Origin of the sequence: Marinobacter sp. GH_1 (genome assembly GCF_048595985.1) — a bacterium.
Classification (GTDB): domain Bacteria; phylum Pseudomonadota; class Gammaproteobacteria; order Pseudomonadales; family Oleiphilaceae; genus Marinobacter; species Marinobacter shengliensis.
On record NZ_CP184460.1, the window covers coordinates 4,248,456 to 4,268,945 of the forward strand.

Genomic DNA, 20,490 nt, shown 5'->3' on the forward strand with positions numbered 1-20,490 from the left:
GGCCGTTCACCACCGTGGTTGAGCCTGGAAACCCAGACCGCATGCCCTCTCCCGGACAGCTTGCACCAACTCGACGGATGGTGAAAGGAACCAGAACGCAAAGGCTACCGGCCCGATTACCGTTTAAGACGGACGGCCCCACGACTGGGGCACGCCATGAATACCAACGCTACTGGCCATTGTGGCAACCAAACCAGACAGCGAAGATTCCGGGCTTGGCGATCACCAGAGTGAGCGGGCTTTACAACCAACGTCGGTGCCAAGACCTTTGCACCGCCCCAGCAAAAACTCATGAATGCCGGGCCAATAACGCCTCAATAACCGGCGCGCGGTAGCGCGTCCGGCGCCGAAGGCGCGAAGTTAATTGACTTGTTATGTGGCGAGTATCTCATACCCATACCTATTTTCTATTGGGGCTGCCACATGCTCCTTACCCGTTACATCTACTGCTAGAGCATTGCAGATTAGATACAACTCTTTACTGCTCAATTCGGGAGCCAAAAAAGTGAATGTAAGTGCTGGAACATAACTAGCTTCCACTCCCTGCGAGGCCAGCATTGAGTCAAAATGTTCATTTAACCCGAGAAGTGATTTTTTAAGAACAGCCTCATGCTTTAGCCCGGCCGGTTCAATTGTAGCGCTTCGAATATTGATGTTTATGCAGCTAACACCAGACTCCAAAGCTGCACGGTACAGCCATGTACTTTTGTAATCTCCCTCGATCCAGCCAAGCGTGCTCATATATGAGTCTGCAAGGTTATGGACAAAAGACTTTATGAGTTTGATTCGAGGCACAATATTCCTTTAGCCACATAACGCCCGCCATCACCGGTGGCAAAACCGGAGCGAAGCGGAGGTTTTGGCATCCGGTGCATGGCATGGTTAGCTTTTGTTGATTTCAAAGGAGCCTCCCGATACCGCTCTTACCAGCTCCGGCGGACCTCCGTTCGAATCCACCTTGAAAACCCAGACTTCTTGGAAATCTGGAGTCCGAATAAACCTCGCATGTAAGGACAGCAGAGTTTCAGCTTTTTTAATAATGCCCGGCAAATCATTGGCGAGATTTTGGATTTGCTTGTTTGGGCTCCAGGGATTGTGGGCGTGTAAATACTTACCCAAACGGTCGTAGACGTTCTCGAAGTTTTTCTTTGTTAGGTATCCATCCTGCCTTCTTCCGAAGTGCCATGAACCATCGGGTTGACGCTCAGCGGGCACAAGAGCGAGCGGATAGAAGTCCCTGTTGATTCGTGAAAGAGCGCTAAAAATCTTGCCGGCATGATAGTCCCTCGTAAAATCTGGCTGCTTCTTGGCCCCGGCCCGAAACGCTTTATACTGCTTCTTATCTGGTGCAATTGCCGAGTAGGCAATTAGCTCTAAAGCCTTCCTAACCTGCAAAATTGCTGCTTCAAGATCTGGTGCCGAATTACTTTTGGAAAAGCCATCATGAAACCTCTTTGCGGCAATAAGCCGAAAAGTCGCCTCGTGCAGTAGTTCTCTGTATAAGTTCTGACCTGACTCTTGGCTATCACTCATAAAGCTAACGACAAGCTTTGGGGCGGCTGGAGCGAAGCGTCAGCCGTCCCAGCCGCGATAGTGGCGACAACAGCGCCTTGTTATGCATTTTCGACCTCGATGAACCACTTGGGCTGCATGGCATCAAAATCCTGACGGATATTGGATGGCAGGTAACTAGCCGAATCCAGCACGAAAGATTGGCCTCCCGCGCGCTTGAACACAACCCAGTGCCAGAAGTCTTTGCCTTCTTCCTGATGATGCTTGATAGACAGCAATGCCAGATCGGGCAATGCCTCCCAGGATTCAAACGGGGTTTCGTCAGCGGAAGCCTTGACACCTGCGCTCGACAACATACGCCGAACATACTGCGTATCTGACCACAGCGATTTATCCGAAGCATGGATACCCATAGCATTGGCTGCGGCCTTCATCTCTGAGTATGTCTTACCCAGAATGTTGGCAACCGACGCGATTCCGCATCCGGTGGTTTCTTCCTGTACTACTGGTTCGAGCACTGATTTTTCCTTAATGCATAACGCCCGGCTCACGCGCCGGTTTGGAGCTGCGAAGCAGCGGAAAACCGGTCGCCGTGCAGCCGATTGTTAAAGCATTTTCGCAGCGTGGTAAGGAGCATGGCCTCTTTCTCCGGAGTGCCAACTCCTGCATCAGTTGGATACTGTGACCACTCTTCGGTCCTCGAGTATCCCCGGCGCAGGTAAAAATCCACGAGTTCTGTACGGGCGGCAATAACCACCAATACTCCAACCTGCGCATTAAATTTCTGAATCGCTAGTTCTTCCGCATGTGCCAGCAACAGCTTACCGATACCCGACGTTTGGAGCGAAGGATCAACCGCAAGCATTCCAATATGGGCTACCCGGTCCGTTACCTCAACCTGCACGCAGCCGACCAGGCCTCGCTCATTGCTACCTACTAAGACGGTGCCGGACTGGATAGCCGTGGTTACCTTCCCTTGGTCTATTCGATCTCCGCTGACCAAGGCTGATTCATGTGTCCAACCTTCAGACCCAGCTTCTGGACGATAAGCCCGATTTACCAGCTTCGTCACCGCTTCTGCATCGGTTAACTCAGCCTTCCTGATGTGAACTTGAGACATGCTCATCCTTTAGCTTTAACGCTTTGCTCACCGGAAAATTAGGAGCGCAGCGAGTAATTTTTCCGCGTGCAGCAACTTGTTAGGCCTGATCATTATTTCTCTGATCTGCCATCAATTTTAGGTTTTTTCTTATTAGAGCCATCGCATCTTTTGGGCTCTTGCCTGCATTATTCATATGATCTGGATCCGCACCATGATGGATCAAAAGTGAAGGAACCGAGTCATCACCTCTAGATTTTATTGTTGCTGTCCATAGCGGCCCATTACCATGTGCGTCCGTAAGGTTCGGGTTCGCGCCTGATCTTAGCAACACCTCCAAGACCTTAACATGGCCATTTTGAGATGCCGCATGGAGCGCACAAAATCCATTTCTGTCTTGTACATCAAGTTGCGCACCTTGATGGATCAACCACTGAAGGATTTCCAGGTTTCCTGAAAACGATGCGTAAATTAGAGGGGTTCTTCCTTCTCCATCGAGAATATCTACAGACACATCGGTGAGAAGCGAAATAGCCTCTTTATTTTTCATAGCTTCTATGGCGAATGATATGTCATCTGCTAGCGGATCATGTTTTCTGGGTCTTCCACCTTTAGCCATACCTCGATCCTCATTCTGCCTAACGCCAACGTTTAGCGGCGCCCATGTAGCGCAGCGAAATGGGCGTCCGGTGTAGGGCCGGCAGGCCCGGAACGTACTACAACGACTTGTTAACCATACTTGATGGCTAGCAAAATTGCCGACACTGCTGCCGCAGCTAAAAACGGGGCCATGAGTATGAGCAAAGAGACTCGATACTCCTTTAGTGACTGATAAGTCCAATAGGCAGCAACAAAAAAGGAAGCCACCCCTACCCCGTGGGCCCACTTACCCGAAAACTCAGCGAGTCCCGTGCGCCCAGGTAGCGTCACATTGTCGAAATAGAATGCCACCGTACCGGCAACCAGGAACACGAAACTGAACAAACCATTAATGAATGACCAGCGCCGACGATAATAGCTAGCATCCCTGATGACTGGATCAAACTTCCACAATGCACGGCTCTCCAGATTGCCAGTGTGGTTAACGCCCTTGTTTAGCGGCGCCCATGTAGCGCAGCGAAATGGGCGTCCGGTGTAGGGCCGCCAGGCCCGAAACGTACTACAACTATTTGTTAAAGGCTTTTCCGTCAGCTATCGCTTGTCACGGCAACGCCAAAGATATCGTCTGTAAGACGCTCACAACTGTCAGGAGCCCGCCAATGACGATCAATCTTCTGTGAGAGAGATCGATACCTTGAATCAGGATAAAGCTCCCAACCGCGCCGCTGAAAAAACCTCCGCTGAACTGGGAACCACCAATTGCGAATACAAACACCAAGTAAACCACTGCCAGAAAATACAGCAATACTCGTAACGGCTTGACCTCAAAACGCTTGTAGTAAGCCTGGTCTTCTGGGGAAAGATCTTCCTTGCTCACCGGAAACTCCCTTGAGCCTTTAACGCTGAGCTTAGCGGCGCCCTTGTAATGGAGGCGAAGCCGCAATGAAAAGGGCGTCCGGCGGCCATCGGCCGCGTACTAAAGCGACTGGTTATATGGCATTTGGCAACGGTCGCCGCGCATGCTTGAAGAAATAGTATGGCAGACCCACCCAAGTGAGAAATACGATACCAATAAACCAACCGGCTTTGCCCGAAATATCTCGCCGCTTGAGGTCACGAAGAAGCAGGACAACGCAGGCGAGCGTCGTGCCCACCGTAAACCAACCTAGATAGGCTATCGCGGCTTCGCCGACATACGGCTCGTTGCCGCTGAACTGGGGGATAAAGAAGAACTGATAAACCACCAGATAGCCCAACATGATGGCCATACCCAGCCAGATAATTCTTTGTTCGATGGTAGTCATGACATATAACGCCTGCATAAACGGCGCCCGACTAGGGCGTCCGGTGGAGGCCCATCGGGCCGGAACGAATTTAATGCACTGGTTATGTGATGGTTCACGTTGGCAGACCCTCGAACTTCGGTACCTCCGCCAACTGCTCATCCCAAACGGCTTTGCTGGATGAGAATATGTGCGCCGTTGGCAACATCGTTAATTGAGAATCCAAACACCCTGCGGGGACAACGACTAAACCCGCGACTGTTGAATTCGGCAATGCTGAACCACACAACTTACAAAAGCTCCGGCTATGACGGGTACCTGGAAGCGTAAAGGAAGCCACGGCATCTGCACCCGATTGCCAAACCAATTCAGCAGAATGCGAGAATAAATTTGCCGCATGGGCCGAACCCGTATCTTTTTGGCAATGCCGACAATGGCAGAGGTAGAAGCTATCGAATTCACCTTTGACCTGAAAGCTCACCGTGCCGCACAGACAAGAACCGAAATGATCAGTCATGAGAACCTCTTCCGTGCCCTAGAGGTGAAATGCACATAACGCCGCTCAGCACGCGCGGCTACGGAATAGAGGCGAAGCCGCAATGCAGTAGACGTCGCCGTGGCTGGCCTTGTTAGGGCCTTTGAATCGGGATAGCATAGCTGTATCGCCACTCGCGGAGGCACCATGACTACCGAAACATTAGACCACCTACGCTCCCAGATTTCGACTCTCTCCGAGTCGGAGCGTGCAGCGCTGGCTCGGGAGCTAATAATGAGCCTGGACGGCCCCCGTGACGACACAGTCGAGCAGGCTTGGAACGATGAAATTGTTCGCCGTGTGTCCAAGGTCAAAAGCGGAAAAGCCACACTGCTCAGCCGTGAAGAATTTCGATCAAAGATGAGAGCGAGGTTAGGCCAGTAACAGTGCGAACGGTAAGGATACTGGAAGATGCCTCGCAGGAAGCGATAGAGGCAGCAGCATGGTATGAATATGAGCAGCCTGGACTCGGGGCCGAGTTTTTTTGCTGCTGTTGATGCTGCCATCGACGTTATTGAAGAAAACTTCATCCCCTTATCACCTCTCCCCGAAGAAGCCGGCGATACCGGTGCAAGACGCCTGATTCTGGAACGCTTCCCATACGATATAGTCGCCATTGAACTGCCAGAAGAAGCTGTAGTCATTGCCGTTGCTCACCACTCCCGAAAACCTGGCTATTGGCGGAAACGCAGTAAGCCCTAACGCTGAAATAAGCGGCGGCCCGACAGGGGCGTCCGGTGGAGGCCGCAGGCCGGAACGAACTTAATTGACTGGTTATGTGAGCCCGAAGCTAAGCACATGCGCTACTCCCCGACGTGGTCTACCGTTGCAAAGGCTGCGGCTTTGCCGTTTGCAAATGCCAACATGTACGACTCTGACCAAGAGGTGACTGATACGCCAGATGTATCCACCAGATTCCAGGTTACAGAGGCAACCACGCATTCAGAACCAAGTCGATTTACAGCAAGGTTTGAGTAGCAACATTCGCGGCAGCCTTGTGAGTGATACTCATCCAGGTAGGACTGAAAATACTCTGCCAACTGGGGCCGTGAATCGAAAACATTGCAAACATCGCCCGGACCTTTAGCCATATAAGGAAGGCTAAACTTGGTGGCCACACGATCGCCATCAAAGCTCAAAAAGGCCGTGACAAAATCCTCAAAAAACTCCTTTACGGCGGCTTCCTGCTCTTCATCCATGTAGACCTATCTCCTTGGTATGCCTGAAATTCACCACATAACGCAGAGCGCACCGGTGACCTTGACGCAGCGAAGCGGAGACAAGGGCATCCGTGTGACGCGTATTGTTAAATCCTTTACTGAAGCCGCGCCTCATTGAGGCTCACCGACAACGCGTACTCGAACAACTGGATGCCCTGAACTCCGGAGCAGGCCAGCAACAGATCTTCTGATATATGTCGAGCAACGATAATGCCTCGGACCGACTGTCCGGGCTCAGTCTGGTTCTTCCGTATCCAGGCCATATAGCGGAGAAGCTGACCGACGACCCTGTCATAGCCTTTGGATACTTTAAGCTCTATGACGACGTAATTGCCATCCGAGTCTGTGGCCAGAATATCAATAAATCTTCCACCTACGGGAAACTCAAGGCCGTTGATCCCTTCGTCCTCGAACAGGGTAAGCCCCGATTCTATGAGATGAAGGTTTCTTGAAAGATAATTCTGCAAGTCCTTTTCATACGCAAATTCTGGGCTTCCTTCCTCTGCCAGCTCATGTACTTCTTCCTTTACCGTCTGCTCGACATCATCCCCAGGATAAATCGGCGCCGGATCGTTGCGGGACTGGTATAAACGAAAATGCTTTGGGTCAACCTGAAAAAACAGGTCGTCTTCTCCGGGCTTAGCTCCGTAATGTACTCGGCTCTTGGAGTTGACCGACATTCTGAGCAGGTGTGCAGCTATTGTCCCATCCTTGATCTTTGGATATCTCTCCTTGAACCAGGAGCGAACTTGCTCTCGGGAAATTATCGTATCCGGCTTTAGCGCAACATCACGTACCATGTCATGCATCAGAGTGCGGACGGGCTTGTCATAAAGCGTTGCCATACTACCTCTCAGAATTTAACGCCAGCCAGCATGCGCGGCTACGAAATGGAGGCGAAGCCGCAATGTAGTAGACGTCGCCGTGCCTGGCCTTGTTATAAATCAGTGACTTTGGTGCTCATGAGAGCACTGTTTTCAGAGAACCCAAACTGCTCGTATAGCCCTTGTGCATCTCGAGTTTGCAACACCAACTGGGTTCCTTTTATGGCCGGATGCTCTAGCAAACATTCCATAATCCACTTACCCAGACCGGCGCCGCGAAATTCGGGTTCAACCACAATATCCGCCACCCAGGTGAACGTAGTGCTATCGGTGACGGCTCGTCCAAACCCAATCTGTTTAGAGCCATGGTAAAGACTGAAACAGATTGAACCAGCAACCATACGATCAACTATTTCTCTGGTACGGCGATCACCCCAATAGGTTGCGGCGAGCAATCGGTGAACAACCTCCAGTTGTACCTTGGATCTGTCGTCAGTGACTAGGTACTCGTTCTTGCGCCATTCCATCAATGGCTACTCCCTGATTTATAACGCCGCGCTCTGCGGCAAATTTGGAGTGCAGCGGAAAATTTGTCCGACAGCAGCGCCTTGTTAAGTGTTGCGATACCACGCATCAGTATTGAACTCTTCTGGTATTCTTTGTTCGGACGGATCGTCGAACCCCAATGCCTCCAACTTGTCGAACCAAGCATCCCGCTTCGAGTCGGGCAGCCTCAATCCACACCAAGGACAGAAACTTATTTGCAGAGATGAACTACCGCCATCATGAATGATTAGCCCGTACTCATCGAACTTAGGGATATAGCTAACCAGCACATCGGGGCACTCGTATACATCCTTGTGCCGATCGCAGTTCAATACGATCGCACGTTCCATTTCTTGGCAACAATGAACAGTCATAGTGGACACTTAACGCGAAGGTAACCGGCGCCGGAGCGCAGCGGAGGGAACCAAAAGCTGTAAGCTTTTGGCGTCCGGTTGACCGCCTGGTTAGTGGCCGGTCACCACCAAGGTGTCCCTTGGCACCCAGCGCTGCATGCCCTCTCCCGAACAGCTTGCACCAACCAGACGGATGGCGAAAGGAGCCAGAACGCAAACCGCACCAACCCGATTACTGTTTGAACTGGACGGCCCCGCGACTGGGGCACGCCATGAATAACCATGCTGCGGGTGACTTTGGCAACCAACCCCGACAGCAACCTGTCCGGCCTTGGCCATCACCAACACAGGCGGCTTTGCAGCCAAGTCCGATGCCAAGGCCCTTGCACTGAGCCCGCCAAAAATGAAGACGGCCTGGGCCATTAACGCCAGCCAGCATGCGCGGCTGCGGAATGGAGGCGAAGCCGCAATGCAGTAGACGTCGCGTGCCTGGCCTTGTTAATTGCCAATGGTCACCCCCGCATCCAGAACCCAGCAGCGATCATTGTGCGTGTAGCCAAGCTGACCATAGTACGAATTGGCTGCCGGTGCTGCGATGAGTATCAATTTGCAGAGCGGCCCCAGTTGCTTCTGGGTCAGTGACTGTAATCGTTTGCCTATTCCTGATCTTTGATAGTTCTGATGAACTGCCAAATCTGACAGGTAGCAGGCATAGTGAAAATCCGTGACGCTGCGAGCGATGCCGACCAACAAGTCATCATCCCACGCGCTTACGACGAGATTGGAGTTGGAAATCATCCCTTCCATACAGTCTCGATCGTGAATTGGCCGACGCTCCCCAAGGGTAGAGCTCTCCAACAAACCGATGAACTGGTCCGTGGTGATAGGGTGATTCACCTGAAAGCTGATAGCCATACCTCTCCTTGGCAATTAACGCAGAGCTTTGCGGCAATTTTGGAGCCGCGAAGCGGTGGAAGAATTGTCCGGCAACAGCGTATTGTTATGCATAGGCCCTCAACGGAAATAGACAAACCCAGAAGACCAAAAATACTCCCTGACAATGAACGATCAAATGAGATCTTGAATCCAATCCGTAATCTGGCAGGAAAAAGCTGTCAGATAATGAAACCGCCCCTTTCTCCTCTTGTTTATAAAAATACTCTGAGATCTCTCTGATCTTTCGTATCGGGCCTAATGCATGGAATGTAAGAATGCTCGTAAGGATATTGCCCATCAGCCCTAAAATTCCGATATAGATTAGGCTCCTCTCCCAAAGTGCACCAAGGGCGGCCAGAAGCAGCGCTTGAACGACAAAGAACAATTTAATCCTTTCGTCCGCTCTCTCAATATGCTTGAAAGCAATACTCGATAAACGATCTAGCTCGCTGACATGATTCATAATTTTTTCAATGCATAACGCCTGCGGTAACCGGCGCCGGAGCGCAGCGGAGGGAACCAAAAGCGGTACGCTTTTGGCGTCCGGTTGACCGCCTGGTTAATGGCCGTTCACCACCGTGGTTGAGCCTGGAAACCCAGACCGCATGCCCTCTCCCGGACAGCTTGCACCAACTCGACGAATGACGAAAGAAACCAGAACGCAAAGGCTACCGGCCCGATTACCGTTTAAGACGGACGGCCCCACGACTGGGGCACACCATGAATACCAACACCGCTGACCATTGTGGCAACCAAACCAGACAGCGAATTTTCCGGCCTTGGCGATCACCAGAGTGAGCGGGCTTGCAACCAATCCCGGTGCCAAGGCCTTTGCACCCCACCTGCTAAAAACTCACGAATGCCGGGCCAATAACGCCAATATTCAGCGGCGACCTTTTTGCAGCGCAGCGGAGAAAAGGGCGTCCGGTGGAGGCCCTTCAGGGCCGGAACGAACTGGAATGACTGGTTAGAAACTTTTTGCACGGTCTCTACCTTTCCGATTTGTACACGATCCAGTTCCGATAGGACTCTGGCTTGATTTCCTCAGTTTCCACTGGCTTAACGGGAACCCGGGATAACCACTGCTCTGAGTCAATTTGCTCGAACGTTTCGGACCTAACCTTGTACACATATCCCACCTGATCCCAATCCACCTCGGTATCCTTTAGCACGATACGAGGTGGACGCTCCGAGGTTTCAACAGAGAAAACTGCCCCGTCACCGAGAGGGCGATATGAAATTGCAAAAGGGATTGCCAACTCGCGCTCTGAAACAGCATAAACGCCGTGCTCATTATCCGCCATGCCATATCCAACGCCCTGCGTCGGATTGAGCAGATCTAGCTTTTTTCGAGTACCGTGATACAGATATTCGGGCTTACTCATCGCTCGACTCGTTTCTAACGCGAAGATAAGCGGCGGCCCGACAGGGACGTCCGGTGGAGGCCAACGGCCGGAACGAACTTAATCGACTTGTTAAAACCTGCCATCAGGAACCACCGGGCTTAGCCAGCCGCACCGCAACGTTGCTGTGTTGCGATCCAGTTTGGGTCTCATGCTGTGAGCCGAAAAGATTGACCCACTGACCCTGAACCAACAGCAACTCGCCGTTGCCAGCACTGTTCCCATTACTCGTAGTGTGATTGCCCGCATAGTTGAATTGAAATTGGTCGGGCGAGCCTGCAACTGGCTTGAGTTCGTAACCTATGGCCAACTCGCTTGAAGAAGCAAAGCCATTATCCTTGCTCGACACACTAACCTTTAAGAGACTGGACTCCCTGAGAAAACTTGGCAGCAGGTTGGAGGGTGCGCCATCGGTTTTGGTGGCCAAGCACTCACAGTACCGAACCTCCAATACCAGCGGTTTTTTAGCGAGATAGTCGTCAGGAGCCGAGTTCTCGGCAAGGGCAATACTGGGGATCAAAGATAGAAAAAGCAGAGTAATTTGCGATGCGATCCGTTGCATGTGACCTCCTGTGTTTTCGTTTTAACGCCGCTAAGCACGCGCGGTTACGGAATGGAGGCGCAGCCGCAATGCAGTAACCGTCGCCGTGACTTGCCTGGTTATGTGCTACCCGAAGAAACAGCCATTCTCGTCGGCATTTACGATAGCAAAAAATTCCTCGATGGAGCGTGACTCAGGTTCTGGAGTGTACGAATGCCACTTTAAATCGCTACGCATCCAGTAGATTTTCCAGCGTTGAGATTGTTTGACGTAGGTAGCTTTGGCCACCGGCGACTCAATGATCGTGGCCGGCTCGCGGAAATGGGGGCGAATCTCGACAATCTGCACGCTTTGGCCAGAAACTCGAACGTCTATATCTAACTTGGGTCGGATCTCGACTGGCGGCCTCCGGTCTTCCAGAAATTCAGAAGCGGCCCGCTCAATTTTCTTTGCTTCGAACTCACTGAATGCCATATGGATTCTCTGTGGGAGCGCCCACATAACGCAGAGCGCACCGGCGACCTTGACGCAGCGAAGCGGAGACAAGGGCGTCCGAGTGCCGCGTTTGGTTAAATTGCTATCGTTCGCCCTCAAGGCCATGCCACACCCGAAGAATAATGATGGCACTGGCATGAACTGAATATCGAACGACGTATTTTCCGAAAACCATATCTCGAACAGATTCAGGCACCGGTGCCATTTCAACTGGTGTGCCCATTTTGGGAAAGTCTGGAAGCAATTCGATTTTGCTAACCAGTTCGGTGGCAATCCTGGCTGCCGCCGACGGGTTGTGCACCGCAATGAACTCCCTGAGGCGTTTCAAATCATCAATGGCTTCGTCCGTGTAAACCAGCTTCACTTACCCGACCTCGGCGCATCCTGCTCGTTTTCGGTTCCCCAGCTATTAAGCCAACTGTGAACCTCGCTGGCATCAACAACCTTGCCTTGGGCAGCAGACTCCATTGCCTCTAACGTTTGTTTCCACCGCTCTTGCTCAAGCTGCTGCTTTTCTATGTATTCCGACAATGCCTGGTTGATCACCCAGCCTTTGCTACGGTGCAGCCTGCTGGCGATTGCTTCCAGATGCTGTTCAACTTCTGCTTGGAGGCGAACTGTGGTGACGCTCATGACTATGACCCTCGAACTTGGTGACTACAACGTATTACAGCATAGTCTATGAGGGTGCAGCAAAAATTTAACGCTGAAATAAGCGGCGGCCCGACAGGGGCGTCCGGTGGAGGCCGCAGGCCGGAACGAACTTAATTGACTTGTTAAATGTCGTCACGCCATTCTCTGTGCTTGCGCACACCTTCGTACTCAAGCCATGGTGCGTCATGTGAAACCCAAATATGAGCCTCTGGCCTCAATTCAGGGTCAACGTCCAAAGTGGCTACCCGAACGATTACATGTGCCTGCGCCCGCCTCTCTGCCACCAAATGAGATCCACAGCATTTGCAAAAATGACGCAACTTCCCTGGCGAGGACTCGAACGTTGAAATGGAACTTGCACCCTTGAGCCAGCGGAAATTCTCGCGCTTTACGCCAGCCGTAGAGGCAAAAGGAGCAGCGTGGGATTTACGACAAGTTTGGCAGTGGCAATGCACAATGGGCATATCCACAGAGTCTATTTCGTAACTTATCTCACCACACAAACAGCTTCCCTTCAGCCCCATGAGGGGATCTCCTTCTGTACATTTAACGCTGAGGTAACCGGCGCCGGTCGAGTAGGCCCTGGGAACCACCCCCAAAGCCTCTCACAGAACCGTACGTGAACCTCTCGATTCATACGGCTCTTGTTATCCAACCACTGCCCTTGATCCTGCCCAGTGCGCAAATAGATCCGGCCGTCGCCGACGCAGTCCATTCACTCTCCGGGCAGCCTGTAACAGACCTCTGAGTTTCCGATACTTCCCTAATGCCCACCGGCTCAACCTCAGATCGAAATGAAACAGCACATTCCGAATGTAACTGCGGCCAAACAGGCTATAGTACTGCATCCAGCCTCGGAGGCGGGACTGACAGAATCGAGCGAACTGCCCGAGTTCTTTCTGTCGCCACCATTTCCAGGGCCACTCGTTGATCTGCTTGCGGATCTCTTTCGCTGCACTCTGGCTGATGGCCGCCGTGAAGTAGACTTTCTTTTGTCCCAACCGGTTGCGGATCAGCCGCGGTCGGAAGGTGTAACCCAGAAAATCAAACGCGATCTCCGGGTAGTCCCGCCGGTTGTACTCGCTCTTACAATACACAATCTTTGTCTTGCGGGGATGGAGCGTCAAGCCACACGCTGTGAATCGTGCCTCAAGGACCGATTTCAGTGCTTGAGCTTCCCGTTCACTGGAACAATGGCATACGATATCGTCCGCATAGCGTTCGAACTGGATGCCACCCCAGCGCTTCTCCACCCAGCGATCAAAGACGTAGTGCAGGAACAGGTTTGCCAGTAAGGGACTGATCACACCGCCTTGCGGCGTGCCCCGATCGCGTTCCTCCACGGAACCATCCGCCAACTGAACCGGCGCGCTTAGCCAGCGCCGGATGTACAGCTTCTGCCAGTCCTCGGTCACATGACGATCCACGGCCTTCATTAATAGGTTGTGGTCGATGTTGTCGAAGAAGCCTTGAATGTCCATATCCAGCACCCAGGCTTTCTTCCAGCACCGGGCCTGAGTCTGTTTCAGCGCATCGTGCGCTGACTTTCCCGGGCGGTAGCCGTAAGAGTCCGGGTGGAAGTGTTGTTCCAGTTCCAGTTCCGGTTCAATCAGCAGCTTGACCACCATCTGCGCAATGCGGTCGGCAACCGTTGGGATGCCGAGACGACGGGTTGCCCCATCCGCCTTTTCGATCTCCACGCGCAAAACCGGTGGTGGATGATAGCTTCCTGAGGACAAACGGTTCCAAAGCTTGTAAAGGTTATTGCTGAGGTCACCATCAAAGTCTTCCAGACTCTGATGATCTACCCCGGCGCTACCTTTGTTGGCTCGAACCCGCTTGTAGGCCTGATAGACCAAGGCCTTCGGGATGGTAAATGGTTTTGCCTGACCCTGACGGCTCCTCCCGGAATTCGGTTGGCCATCTAGATCCGACGGGATAACTTGCCCCCTTCGCTCCACACCCATTACAGGTGTTTCCACACTACTACGGGCCAATCCGTCCCTGTGTCCTGCATCGGGACTCTCGCCTCGTGGGATCTCCACTTGTGCTTCTCCCTTAACATCAGGACGACAGGTTCTCATGTTCCATACTCAAGCCTGTACCCAGGTCATGCCGCCTCAAGACCGGCTGCCGCTGTGTCCGTTGTGCCAGCTCACGTCACAGCTCATCCCGGGGAGACGCTCGGTCCCCGGTTCTGACAACATCTGTCTACATTTCGACCCCTCATCGGCGGTTCACTTTCGTTCATCTCCTTGGGTACGTACCTGACCGCTCTTGACGGCCTTTTCCCATGTCGCTCACGACCCGCACTCTTAATGCAAGCCGCACAGGGCGGTTTGATCCCGGTGTCTGGTCACCGAGACCGAGGGGCCTTCCCTCATCTTGAGTACAGCAAGAAAGACTGAAGTCTTTCGTCATGACACACGAGCGCAGCGAAGGGAACCAAAAGCGGTACGCTTTTGGCGTCCGGTTGACCGCCTGGTTAATGGCCGTTCACCGCCGTGGTTGAGCCTGACACCCAGGCCGCATGCCCTCCCCCGGAAAACTTGCACCAACTCGACGGATGGCGAAAGGAACCAGAACGCAAAGGCTACCGGCCCGATTACCGTTTAAGACGGACGGCCCCACGACTGGGGCACACCATGAATACCAAACACCGCTGGCCATTGTGGCAACCAAACCAGACAGCGAACTTTCCGGCCTTGGCGATCACCAGAGTGAGCGGGCTTGCAACCAATCCCGGTGCCAAGGCCTTTGCACCCCACCTGCTAAAAACTCACGAATGCCGGGCCAATAACGCCAGCAATAAACGGCGCCCTGACAAGGGCGTCCGGTGGAGGCCGTAGGCCGGAACGAATTTAATTGCCTTGTTAAATGCTCATGGATGCTCATTGGCCTACCTGATACTTCTTTCTCAGGCTTTGCCATTGTGACCTATCCAGTTTCTCGAAATCCTGACTCATGCTCCGCACAAAACCGCCTTGACTATCAAAAATACAAACGTATTTGACGAACAGTCCGAATGAAGAGAACTCTGAACTGATGTACCAAACATCGATTCCCTTTTTGTCCGGTTGGTCCCGAAATTCGAAAACCTTGGTATAAGCAGCCAGCTCCAAGTCACCATTTCCGACAGCTTGAATATTAGCCTGCAAATTCCGATCGCAAGTACGAGCATATTCAATGACTTCTCGACTAGCGAATTCATCAGCGTTCGAGCAGGCTGCGAAAAATATTACGAGTACAAGTGTGCAGCTCTTGGTGAAAATATTTGATGGTCGCACGAGATCAATCCTTAATTTAACGCGAAGCTTAGCGGCGCCCTTGTAATGGAGGCGAAGCCGCAATGTAAAGGGCGTCCGGCGGCCATCGGCCGCGTACTACAGCGACTGGTTAGTGGCAGGTAATGACACTGCCGGCTCCCTGGCACTGACCTTGACGGCCTACTCCGTAACCCGGCACCGACATGAGCCGATGCACTCTGTTTGAAACACCGCCAATGATGCGGTGAATGAACCTGAACTCAAAGGTAGCAGATCCAGACCCAATTTTCGGCGGACGACCCCACACGGTGAACACCGAATTTCCCGCCAAAACTCTTGCTTACTGATGCAACCAAACCGAACGCGGATTCGGACGGCCTTGGTGCTCACCAGAATATGCGGGTTTGGCAACCAAGCACGGCACCAAGGCCACTGGCACACCGCAGCCAAAAAGGACCGAAGCCACAGCCACTAACGCTGAAATAAGCGGCGGCCCGACAGGGACGTCCGGTGGAGGCCGCAGGCCGGAACGAACTTAATTGACTGGTTAACTGGCGCTGCCACCGTAGAAAGACCTTAGCACCTGATGACGGTGCTTGAAGATGAACCGGTAAACAGGCCCCAGAACGTATGCCAGCAGGGGCAACCTACACTGGAACTCGACCGTATCGGTGACTCGGCATGATGCCTCGCTTCTATCGATCTCCCGCCGATGGTGCCACAGCTTATTGGTTAAAGAGCTCGACGCCTCCGCAAAACCCCGTTGGCGATCAATGGATTGAAAGAAGAACGTGTGCCGATCGATGGGAAGGATACCGAAAAGGAGTATCGAGCTAGAAAAGAGCACCTTACCCGTAGGCCATTCAAAGATTGGCTTGCTTGACCACTCTGAGGGAGCCGTCATACGGATGATGGGACTCAGCTCCCTATTCACGCCCTTCATGGTGAGGAGCCCATCGACATCTTCGGGACTGATTTTGAGATTGCTCGATACTTCAAATTTCACTGAGGTCTTCCGTGACAGTTAACGCCGAAGCACAGCGGCGGCCTTGGAGTGGCTACGAAGGAGCCACGTAAAGGGCGTCCGGCGGCCACCGGCCGCGTACTGCTGCGACTTGTTAACTGGATTTACCGGGGCGAAACACCGCCGCCGGAGACAATTTTGGTTTTTTCTAGCTGCCGACCTGACTTTCTACGCTCAGCCTCAGCGGCCTTTTGCTTGCTGATTGTTGCTTTGACATGTTCTGGTAGCGAATCCCAGTCCGTTTTGCTGTGGGATGCCTTCTTTTGATCTGCGCTTACCCTATAGGTCTGTCGTGTTTTTGCTATGGCCTTGGCCTCGCGAAGAGCTGCTTTCGGATGAGTACCCGGGCGCATTGCAAGAATCTCTTCAGCAATTTTCAGAATCCGTTCTTTGTACGTCAGATTAGCCATGGGCAAGACCTATACAGTTAACGCCAATGTTCAGCGGCCGGTTTGGAGGCGCAAGCGCGCCGGAAAACCGGTCCGGTGGAGGCCCGCCAGGGCCGGAACGAACTGCAACTACTGGTTATGTGACTCAGACAAACTCAGATGATATATCTTCAAGCGCAACATTGTCGGGCCACTCTTTACCTTCGTAGAAGCATCTGAACAGTTTGCTGGCAGTGAGGAACCCGAAGCAGTGCTTTTCCTTTCTCACAATTCCATCATTTGTCATTGGGATGAAGACCTCTTTATCTGACCCCGAAGGGTCATAAAAGGCATAGTGCCTAAATGCACCTCCCGCATTGAATTCCCTGAACTCAACTGTGCAGCATTGCTTAGAGCCAGCGCACTGAATGTAGCCTTTATCGCTTTCAAGAATGTAGAACGAATTGCCCTCAGGATTTAAATAATTGAACGCCTGAGGAAAAGTGTATTCTGGTGGCAGAGGGATTCTGTCCTTCGATTCGCAGCTAAACTTCCAGTTCATGACCGACTTCCCTCACACACATAACGCCAGCCAGCATGCGCGGCTGCGGAATGGAGGCGAAGCCGCAATGCAGTAGGCGTCGCGTGCCTGGCCTTGTTATACCTGACCCAAGACACAATCGATCTCCGTTTCTACGAGCCAGTCCAGATTGATGAAGCGGCTTACTTCAACAAACGTACACGCGGGCCTTATTGCAGAAAATAGCTCACCATGTGCTTTGGCGGCTTCCTCCCAACGAGAAATGTCAGTGAGCATGATGCGAGTTCTGATTATATCTGTCGGTTTTCCTCCAGCCTCTTCAATAGCCCGAATAGACAGTTCCAGGCAATACTTGGTCTGCCCATAAACATCCCCAACGCAGGTAGTTTCACCATTCTCTATGGGTGCCGTGCCGGAGACAGAAATCATGTTTCCAACTCTGCATGCTCTGGAAAACCCAATCGGTTCTTCCAACGGAGACCCTGAACTTACCAGCTTTCTCATATGCTCCTCCTTGAGGTATAACGCAGAGCTTTGCGGCAATTTTGGAGCCGCGCAGCGGTGGAAAAATTGTCCGGCAACAGCGACTTGTTATAAATTTGCTCGATTTTCGCTCCTGATTTTCTTCACCATTCTTTGCATCCGCCAAGGAGCGAGTAACACGTGTAGGTAGCCGAGAAAACAGATTAGAAACCCCAAACCAAAAGTTAAAGACAAGCCTCCAAACGTAAAGGTGCCAAAGTTTTTCAACCCCCTATCAAAATGAACCTCATTGAATCCTGCCTTGATGAACATGTAGCTAATGATCGCACAAGCTATGGTGCCAATGAGACAGAATGCACCTTTAAGGTGAAGCTTTAGCCGAGCTTTTACCATTTATCAGGTTTACCTCAATTTATAACGCCAGCGCACAACGGCGCCCTTGGAATGGAGGCGCAGCCGCAATGTAAAGGGCGTCCGGCGGCCGCAGGCCGCGAATTGATGCGCCTTGTTAGGCACAGTTACTTTCCTGCAAGCCAAGACCTTATACTCGATACTTGTTTTCGCGCCTCGGCCGCCTCGCTTTCTAACTTAGCAGCCCTCGCATTCTCTGCCTCTATAGTTCTAATGCTAAAAAATACATCAAGGGCTGCACCAACTGCCACAAGAGCACCGCCGATATACATCATGTTCGTTGACATAACATCACTAAACTCGAATCCGCGAAAAGTGACCCCTTCCGCGAACTCAGCGGTTATAGCTACAATCAAAAGCAAATACCCCAGCCACGAAGCCCTTTTTGCCGGGGATTTTTCCGCAAACCTCTCAGAGGCGGCGCTCAGGCTTTCGGCTCCTCGCTGAATCCCATCAATGGCCTTTTCGAGGCGAGCTGCTGCAGTATCGACCTGTTCGTGTAATGAATCCTCTGTTTCAATCTTCATTGGAGCTTCTCCTTGCTTACTGTTTTTTTGCCTAACGCTGAGGTAACCGGCGCCGGAGCGCCAGCGGAGGGAACCAAAAGCGGTACGCTTTTGGCGTCCGGTTGACCGACTGGTTAGAGCCTGATGATCTCAACGTCATTGCTGCCACCGCCCTCGACAACCCACATGCTAGCCATGTTCTGAACATTCTCCAGTGACTCATCCGCGTGGCTGGTCGTTGTTATATGATGCTCTCCGATACGATCAGGATCGGTTACAAACACGTCCATTGCTGACTCCCACTGCTCACAATGCGTTCCCCATGCGCAAAACAGCTCTATGCGCCGATTGAATAGTTCTTCCAACAGCGGCTCGTACTGCTCAGAGTATGGGCTGTTGGTGGCTAGAATAACCTTTCTCGGCTTCATGGTTCGTGAGCTCTAACGCGAGCAGCATGCGCACCCTTGGAATGGAGCCGAAGGCGCAATGGAAAGGGTGTCGCCGTGCCTGCTTTTGTTAACTCATTGTCTCGCCGCTTGCCTAAGCTCCACGGCATCTGAAAATTTTGACTTGAAAGCATTCGCAAGCTTCGAGTTCAAGCCTATTAAAATGGTTGCGCTGCTGTCCCAACAGGCGATTTCGAAATTCGCTCCTTCAAGCTGAGGCCTTGGGTCGGAACCATCCCAGTAATCAGGGTTACCCTCAACATAGGGGACCTCGTGCACCTCGGTCCTGATTCCTCTGGGAAATGCGCTAAACACTGCCCAGATGAACTGAATATTACCCCCTACGATATGAGATTCCAGTTCTTCACCCGAATGCCAACCCTCTTCAAATGGGTAACCGTTGGTCTCTACATCGCTCACGTACCAATCATAATCAGAACACTTGATGCCCAGCGCTTCTAGGACTTCACGCATGTTTGTGAAGAATGTTACTTGGCTCGTTTTTTCTAGGATTAAGTTCATAGGTGATCTACGAGTTAACGCTGAGGTAACCGGCGCCGTAGCGCAGCGGAGGGAACCAAAAGCGGTACGCTTTTGGCGTCCGGTTGACCGACTGGTTAAGGGCCGGTTACCCGTTGTTTTGTTTTGGCAGTCAATACCGAATGCCGGCTCCCGATACCTTGTACCAACTTGACCCATTGCGCCAGGAACCGGAGCACTGAGTGGGCGGGCTTGGTCCGAGGTTAAACCGGATGGCCCCGCGACCTCTACACCAGATTACCGGCCAAAACCGTTGCCCGACTGAGGGCTGTTTTCCGCCTGCGGGCAACCACTGAAACCGAAGCCAAACACCATACCCAAGAACACGACAGCCAGGCCTTTAACGCTTTTGTTCAGCGGCGACCTTTTTGCAGCGAAGCGGAGAAAAGGGCGTCCGGTGGAGGGCCGTCAGGCCCGGAACGAACTGGAACTATTGGTTAGGCCCATGCTCAGCAGTAAGCACAAAGCCACCAACCTTCCCCGCGAGTCTTGGCAGCAATCTACCTAGCCAAGCCTCGTGATCATCCGGATGCTCTTTCTTTACTTCTGTAAACCAAGGCCGCTGTGTGTCGCCGAATTTTTCGATTACTTCTTTGCTGAGGCGTGCTTCCAGTTGGTGAGCACAATTATTCCGGATGTCGTTCAGTTTCCGGATGCCTGCCACAGTTTTTTCGTCAAGAATCTCGAATGACTCGACTAGCAGCAATTTTTGATTAAATGTCAGTCGAGCCTTCGTGAGAAGCTTTTCCGGCTGAGGAAGCCGAGCACGAATAATCCGCTCAAGCCCTTGTTCTATGAACAAATGCGTTCGCAAAAGGGCTGACAGTGGATCTCGAACATCGGCCAGGGATTTTTGAAATTTTTCCTTCTCGACTTTTGCAATTTCCTGAACGTCCAAAGGGGC

At 52.2% G+C, this 20,490-nt stretch carries 32 protein-coding genes; 2 read left to right on the top strand and 30 right to left on the bottom strand.

Annotated elements, in window-relative coordinates:
- Positions 1–372: 372 nt before the first annotated feature.
- The 9 genes from ACNSOI_RS19385 to ACNSOI_RS19425 form a co-directional block, all read right to left on the bottom strand.
- Entirely contained in the window at positions 373–741 is a 369-nt protein-coding gene (locus tag ACNSOI_RS19385) for a hypothetical protein (protein ID WP_152438178.1), read from the bottom strand.
- A 141-nt stretch (positions 742–882) separates the two neighbouring features.
- Positions 883–1,533, bottom strand: coding sequence for a hypothetical protein (locus tag ACNSOI_RS19390; RefSeq protein WP_420194824.1), 651 nt, complete (start codon positions 1,531–1,533; stop codon positions 883–885).
- Positions 1,534–1,613: 80 nt separating this feature from the next.
- Positions 1,614–2,030, bottom strand: a complete 417-nt coding sequence (locus ACNSOI_RS19395; RefSeq protein ID WP_420194825.1) for a hypothetical protein — start codon at positions 2,028–2,030, stop codon at positions 1,614–1,616.
- A 29-nt stretch (positions 2,031–2,059) separates the two neighbouring features.
- A complete protein-coding gene (locus ACNSOI_RS19400) occupies positions 2,060–2,632 on the bottom strand; it encodes a GNAT family N-acetyltransferase (RefSeq protein WP_420194826.1) in 573 nt (190 codons plus the stop codon).
- 79 nt (positions 2,633–2,711) lie between these two features.
- Entirely contained in the window at positions 2,712–3,230 is a 519-nt protein-coding gene (locus tag ACNSOI_RS19405; RefSeq protein ID WP_152439511.1) for an ankyrin repeat domain-containing protein, read from the bottom strand.
- Positions 3,231–3,340: 110 nt separating this feature from the next.
- On the bottom strand, positions 3,341–3,664 hold the full coding sequence (locus ACNSOI_RS19410; RefSeq protein ID WP_199453764.1) for a hypothetical protein: 324 nt from the start codon (positions 3,662–3,664) through the stop codon (positions 3,341–3,343).
- Between the two features lie 148 nt (positions 3,665–3,812).
- Positions 3,813–4,088, bottom strand: a complete 276-nt coding sequence (locus ACNSOI_RS19415; RefSeq protein ID WP_138436718.1) for a hypothetical protein — start codon at positions 4,086–4,088, stop codon at positions 3,813–3,815.
- A gap of 112 nt (positions 4,089–4,200) precedes the next feature.
- The gene (locus ACNSOI_RS19420) at positions 4,201–4,515 is read right to left on the bottom strand and encodes a PLDc N-terminal domain-containing protein (RefSeq protein ID WP_420194827.1); all 315 of its coding nucleotides are present in this window, start codon (positions 4,513–4,515) and stop codon (positions 4,201–4,203) included.
- A gap of 94 nt (positions 4,516–4,609) precedes the next feature.
- Positions 4,610–5,011, bottom strand: a complete 402-nt coding sequence (locus tag ACNSOI_RS19425; RefSeq protein ID WP_152438374.1) for a GFA family protein — start codon at positions 5,009–5,011, stop codon at positions 4,610–4,612.
- Positions 5,012–5,176: 165 nt separating this feature from the next.
- On the opposite strand from ACNSOI_RS19425, the gene ACNSOI_RS19430 reads away from it, so the two are divergent.
- On the top strand, positions 5,177–5,413 hold the full coding sequence (locus ACNSOI_RS19430) for an addiction module protein (protein ID WP_022990379.1): 237 nt from the start codon (positions 5,177–5,179) through the stop codon (positions 5,411–5,413).
- Positions 5,414–5,476: 63 nt separating this feature from the next.
- A complete protein-coding gene (locus ACNSOI_RS19435; RefSeq protein WP_420194828.1) occupies positions 5,477–5,731 on the top strand; it encodes a hypothetical protein in 255 nt (84 codons plus the stop codon).
- Positions 5,732–5,832: 101 nt separating this feature from the next.
- Here ACNSOI_RS19435 and ACNSOI_RS19440 read toward each other — a convergent pair whose 3' ends face one another.
- From ACNSOI_RS19440 to ACNSOI_RS19540, 21 genes are all read right to left on the bottom strand, one after another.
- Positions 5,833–6,228 carry a hypothetical protein gene (locus tag ACNSOI_RS19440; protein ID WP_152439506.1) on the bottom strand — a complete coding sequence of 132 codons (396 nt, stop codon included), beginning with the start codon at positions 6,226–6,228 and terminating at the stop codon, positions 5,833–5,835.
- Positions 6,229–6,344: 116 nt separating this feature from the next.
- Positions 6,345–7,094 carry an endonuclease NucS domain-containing protein gene (locus ACNSOI_RS19445; RefSeq protein ID WP_152439507.1) on the bottom strand — a complete coding sequence of 250 codons (750 nt, stop codon included), beginning with the start codon at positions 7,092–7,094 and terminating at the stop codon, positions 6,345–6,347.
- A gap of 92 nt (positions 7,095–7,186) precedes the next feature.
- The gene (locus tag ACNSOI_RS19450; RefSeq protein WP_152439508.1) at positions 7,187–7,600 is read right to left on the bottom strand and encodes a GNAT family N-acetyltransferase; all 414 of its coding nucleotides are present in this window, start codon (positions 7,598–7,600) and stop codon (positions 7,187–7,189) included.
- An 84-nt stretch (positions 7,601–7,684) separates the two neighbouring features.
- Entirely contained in the window at positions 7,685–7,993 is a 309-nt protein-coding gene (locus ACNSOI_RS19455; protein WP_152439509.1) for a DUF6980 family protein, read from the bottom strand.
- A gap of 477 nt (positions 7,994–8,470) precedes the next feature.
- Entirely contained in the window at positions 8,471–8,887 is a 417-nt protein-coding gene (locus ACNSOI_RS19460; protein ID WP_022992962.1) for a GNAT family N-acetyltransferase, read from the bottom strand.
- Positions 8,888–8,972: 85 nt separating this feature from the next.
- Positions 8,973–9,371, bottom strand: a complete 399-nt coding sequence (locus tag ACNSOI_RS19465; protein ID WP_420194829.1) for a hypothetical protein — start codon at positions 9,369–9,371, stop codon at positions 8,973–8,975.
- A gap of 526 nt (positions 9,372–9,897) precedes the next feature.
- A complete protein-coding gene (locus tag ACNSOI_RS19470) occupies positions 9,898–10,293 on the bottom strand; it encodes a hypothetical protein (protein WP_023012172.1) in 396 nt (131 codons plus the stop codon).
- A gap of 103 nt (positions 10,294–10,396) precedes the next feature.
- Positions 10,397–10,873: a hypothetical protein gene (locus tag ACNSOI_RS19475; RefSeq protein ID WP_420194830.1), complete on the bottom strand. Its 477-nt coding sequence runs from the start codon at positions 10,871–10,873 to the stop codon at positions 10,397–10,399.
- A 105-nt stretch (positions 10,874–10,978) separates the two neighbouring features.
- Positions 10,979–11,326, bottom strand: a complete 348-nt coding sequence (locus tag ACNSOI_RS19480; protein ID WP_420194831.1) for a DUF3024 domain-containing protein — start codon at positions 11,324–11,326, stop codon at positions 10,979–10,981.
- Positions 11,327–11,429: 103 nt separating this feature from the next.
- Positions 11,430–11,711 (bottom strand): type II toxin-antitoxin system RelE/ParE family toxin, encoded by a 282-nt coding sequence (locus tag ACNSOI_RS19485; RefSeq protein ID WP_420194832.1) that lies wholly within the window; start codon positions 11,709–11,711, stop codon positions 11,430–11,432.
- Entirely contained in the window at positions 11,708–11,980 is a 273-nt protein-coding gene (locus tag ACNSOI_RS19490; RefSeq protein ID WP_054640921.1) for a CopG family ribbon-helix-helix protein, read from the bottom strand. Before ACNSOI_RS19490 ends, ACNSOI_RS19485 begins: the two co-directional genes overlap by 4 nt.
- 143 nt (positions 11,981–12,123) lie before the next feature.
- A complete protein-coding gene (locus ACNSOI_RS19495; RefSeq protein WP_144820872.1) occupies positions 12,124–12,525 on the bottom strand; it encodes a GFA family protein in 402 nt (133 codons plus the stop codon).
- 123 nt (positions 12,526–12,648) lie between these two features.
- Complete coding sequence (gene ltrA / locus ACNSOI_RS19500; protein WP_420194833.1) at positions 12,649–13,983, bottom strand: group II intron reverse transcriptase/maturase; 1,335 nt, start codon at positions 13,981–13,983, stop codon at positions 12,649–12,651.
- 909 nt (positions 13,984–14,892) lie between these two features.
- The gene (locus tag ACNSOI_RS19505) at positions 14,893–15,288 is read right to left on the bottom strand and encodes a hypothetical protein (protein ID WP_420194834.1); all 396 of its coding nucleotides are present in this window, start codon (positions 15,286–15,288) and stop codon (positions 14,893–14,895) included.
- A gap of 1,107 nt (positions 15,289–16,395) precedes the next feature.
- A complete protein-coding gene (locus ACNSOI_RS19510; RefSeq protein ID WP_420194835.1) occupies positions 16,396–16,701 on the bottom strand; it encodes a hypothetical protein in 306 nt (101 codons plus the stop codon).
- Between the two features lie 124 nt (positions 16,702–16,825).
- Positions 16,826–17,221: a hypothetical protein gene (locus tag ACNSOI_RS19515; RefSeq protein ID WP_420194836.1), complete on the bottom strand. Its 396-nt coding sequence runs from the start codon at positions 17,219–17,221 to the stop codon at positions 16,826–16,828.
- A 96-nt stretch (positions 17,222–17,317) separates the two neighbouring features.
- The gene (locus tag ACNSOI_RS19520) at positions 17,318–17,704 is read right to left on the bottom strand and encodes a RidA family protein (protein WP_146801514.1); all 387 of its coding nucleotides are present in this window, start codon (positions 17,702–17,704) and stop codon (positions 17,318–17,320) included.
- A 497-nt stretch (positions 17,705–18,201) separates the two neighbouring features.
- A complete protein-coding gene (locus ACNSOI_RS19525) occupies positions 18,202–18,621 on the bottom strand; it encodes a hypothetical protein (protein ID WP_152438367.1) in 420 nt (139 codons plus the stop codon).
- 113 nt (positions 18,622–18,734) lie between these two features.
- Positions 18,735–19,028 carry a DUF7684 family protein gene (locus ACNSOI_RS19530; protein ID WP_420194837.1) on the bottom strand — a complete coding sequence of 98 codons (294 nt, stop codon included), beginning with the start codon at positions 19,026–19,028 and terminating at the stop codon, positions 18,735–18,737.
- Between the two features lie 93 nt (positions 19,029–19,121).
- Positions 19,122–19,568 carry a hypothetical protein gene (locus tag ACNSOI_RS19535; protein ID WP_152438368.1) on the bottom strand — a complete coding sequence of 149 codons (447 nt, stop codon included), beginning with the start codon at positions 19,566–19,568 and terminating at the stop codon, positions 19,122–19,124.
- Between the two features lie 448 nt (positions 19,569–20,016).
- Positions 20,017–20,484 carry a hypothetical protein gene (locus ACNSOI_RS19540; RefSeq protein WP_152438373.1) on the bottom strand — a complete coding sequence of 156 codons (468 nt, stop codon included), beginning with the start codon at positions 20,482–20,484 and terminating at the stop codon, positions 20,017–20,019.
- Positions 20,485–20,490 lie beyond the last annotated feature (6 nt).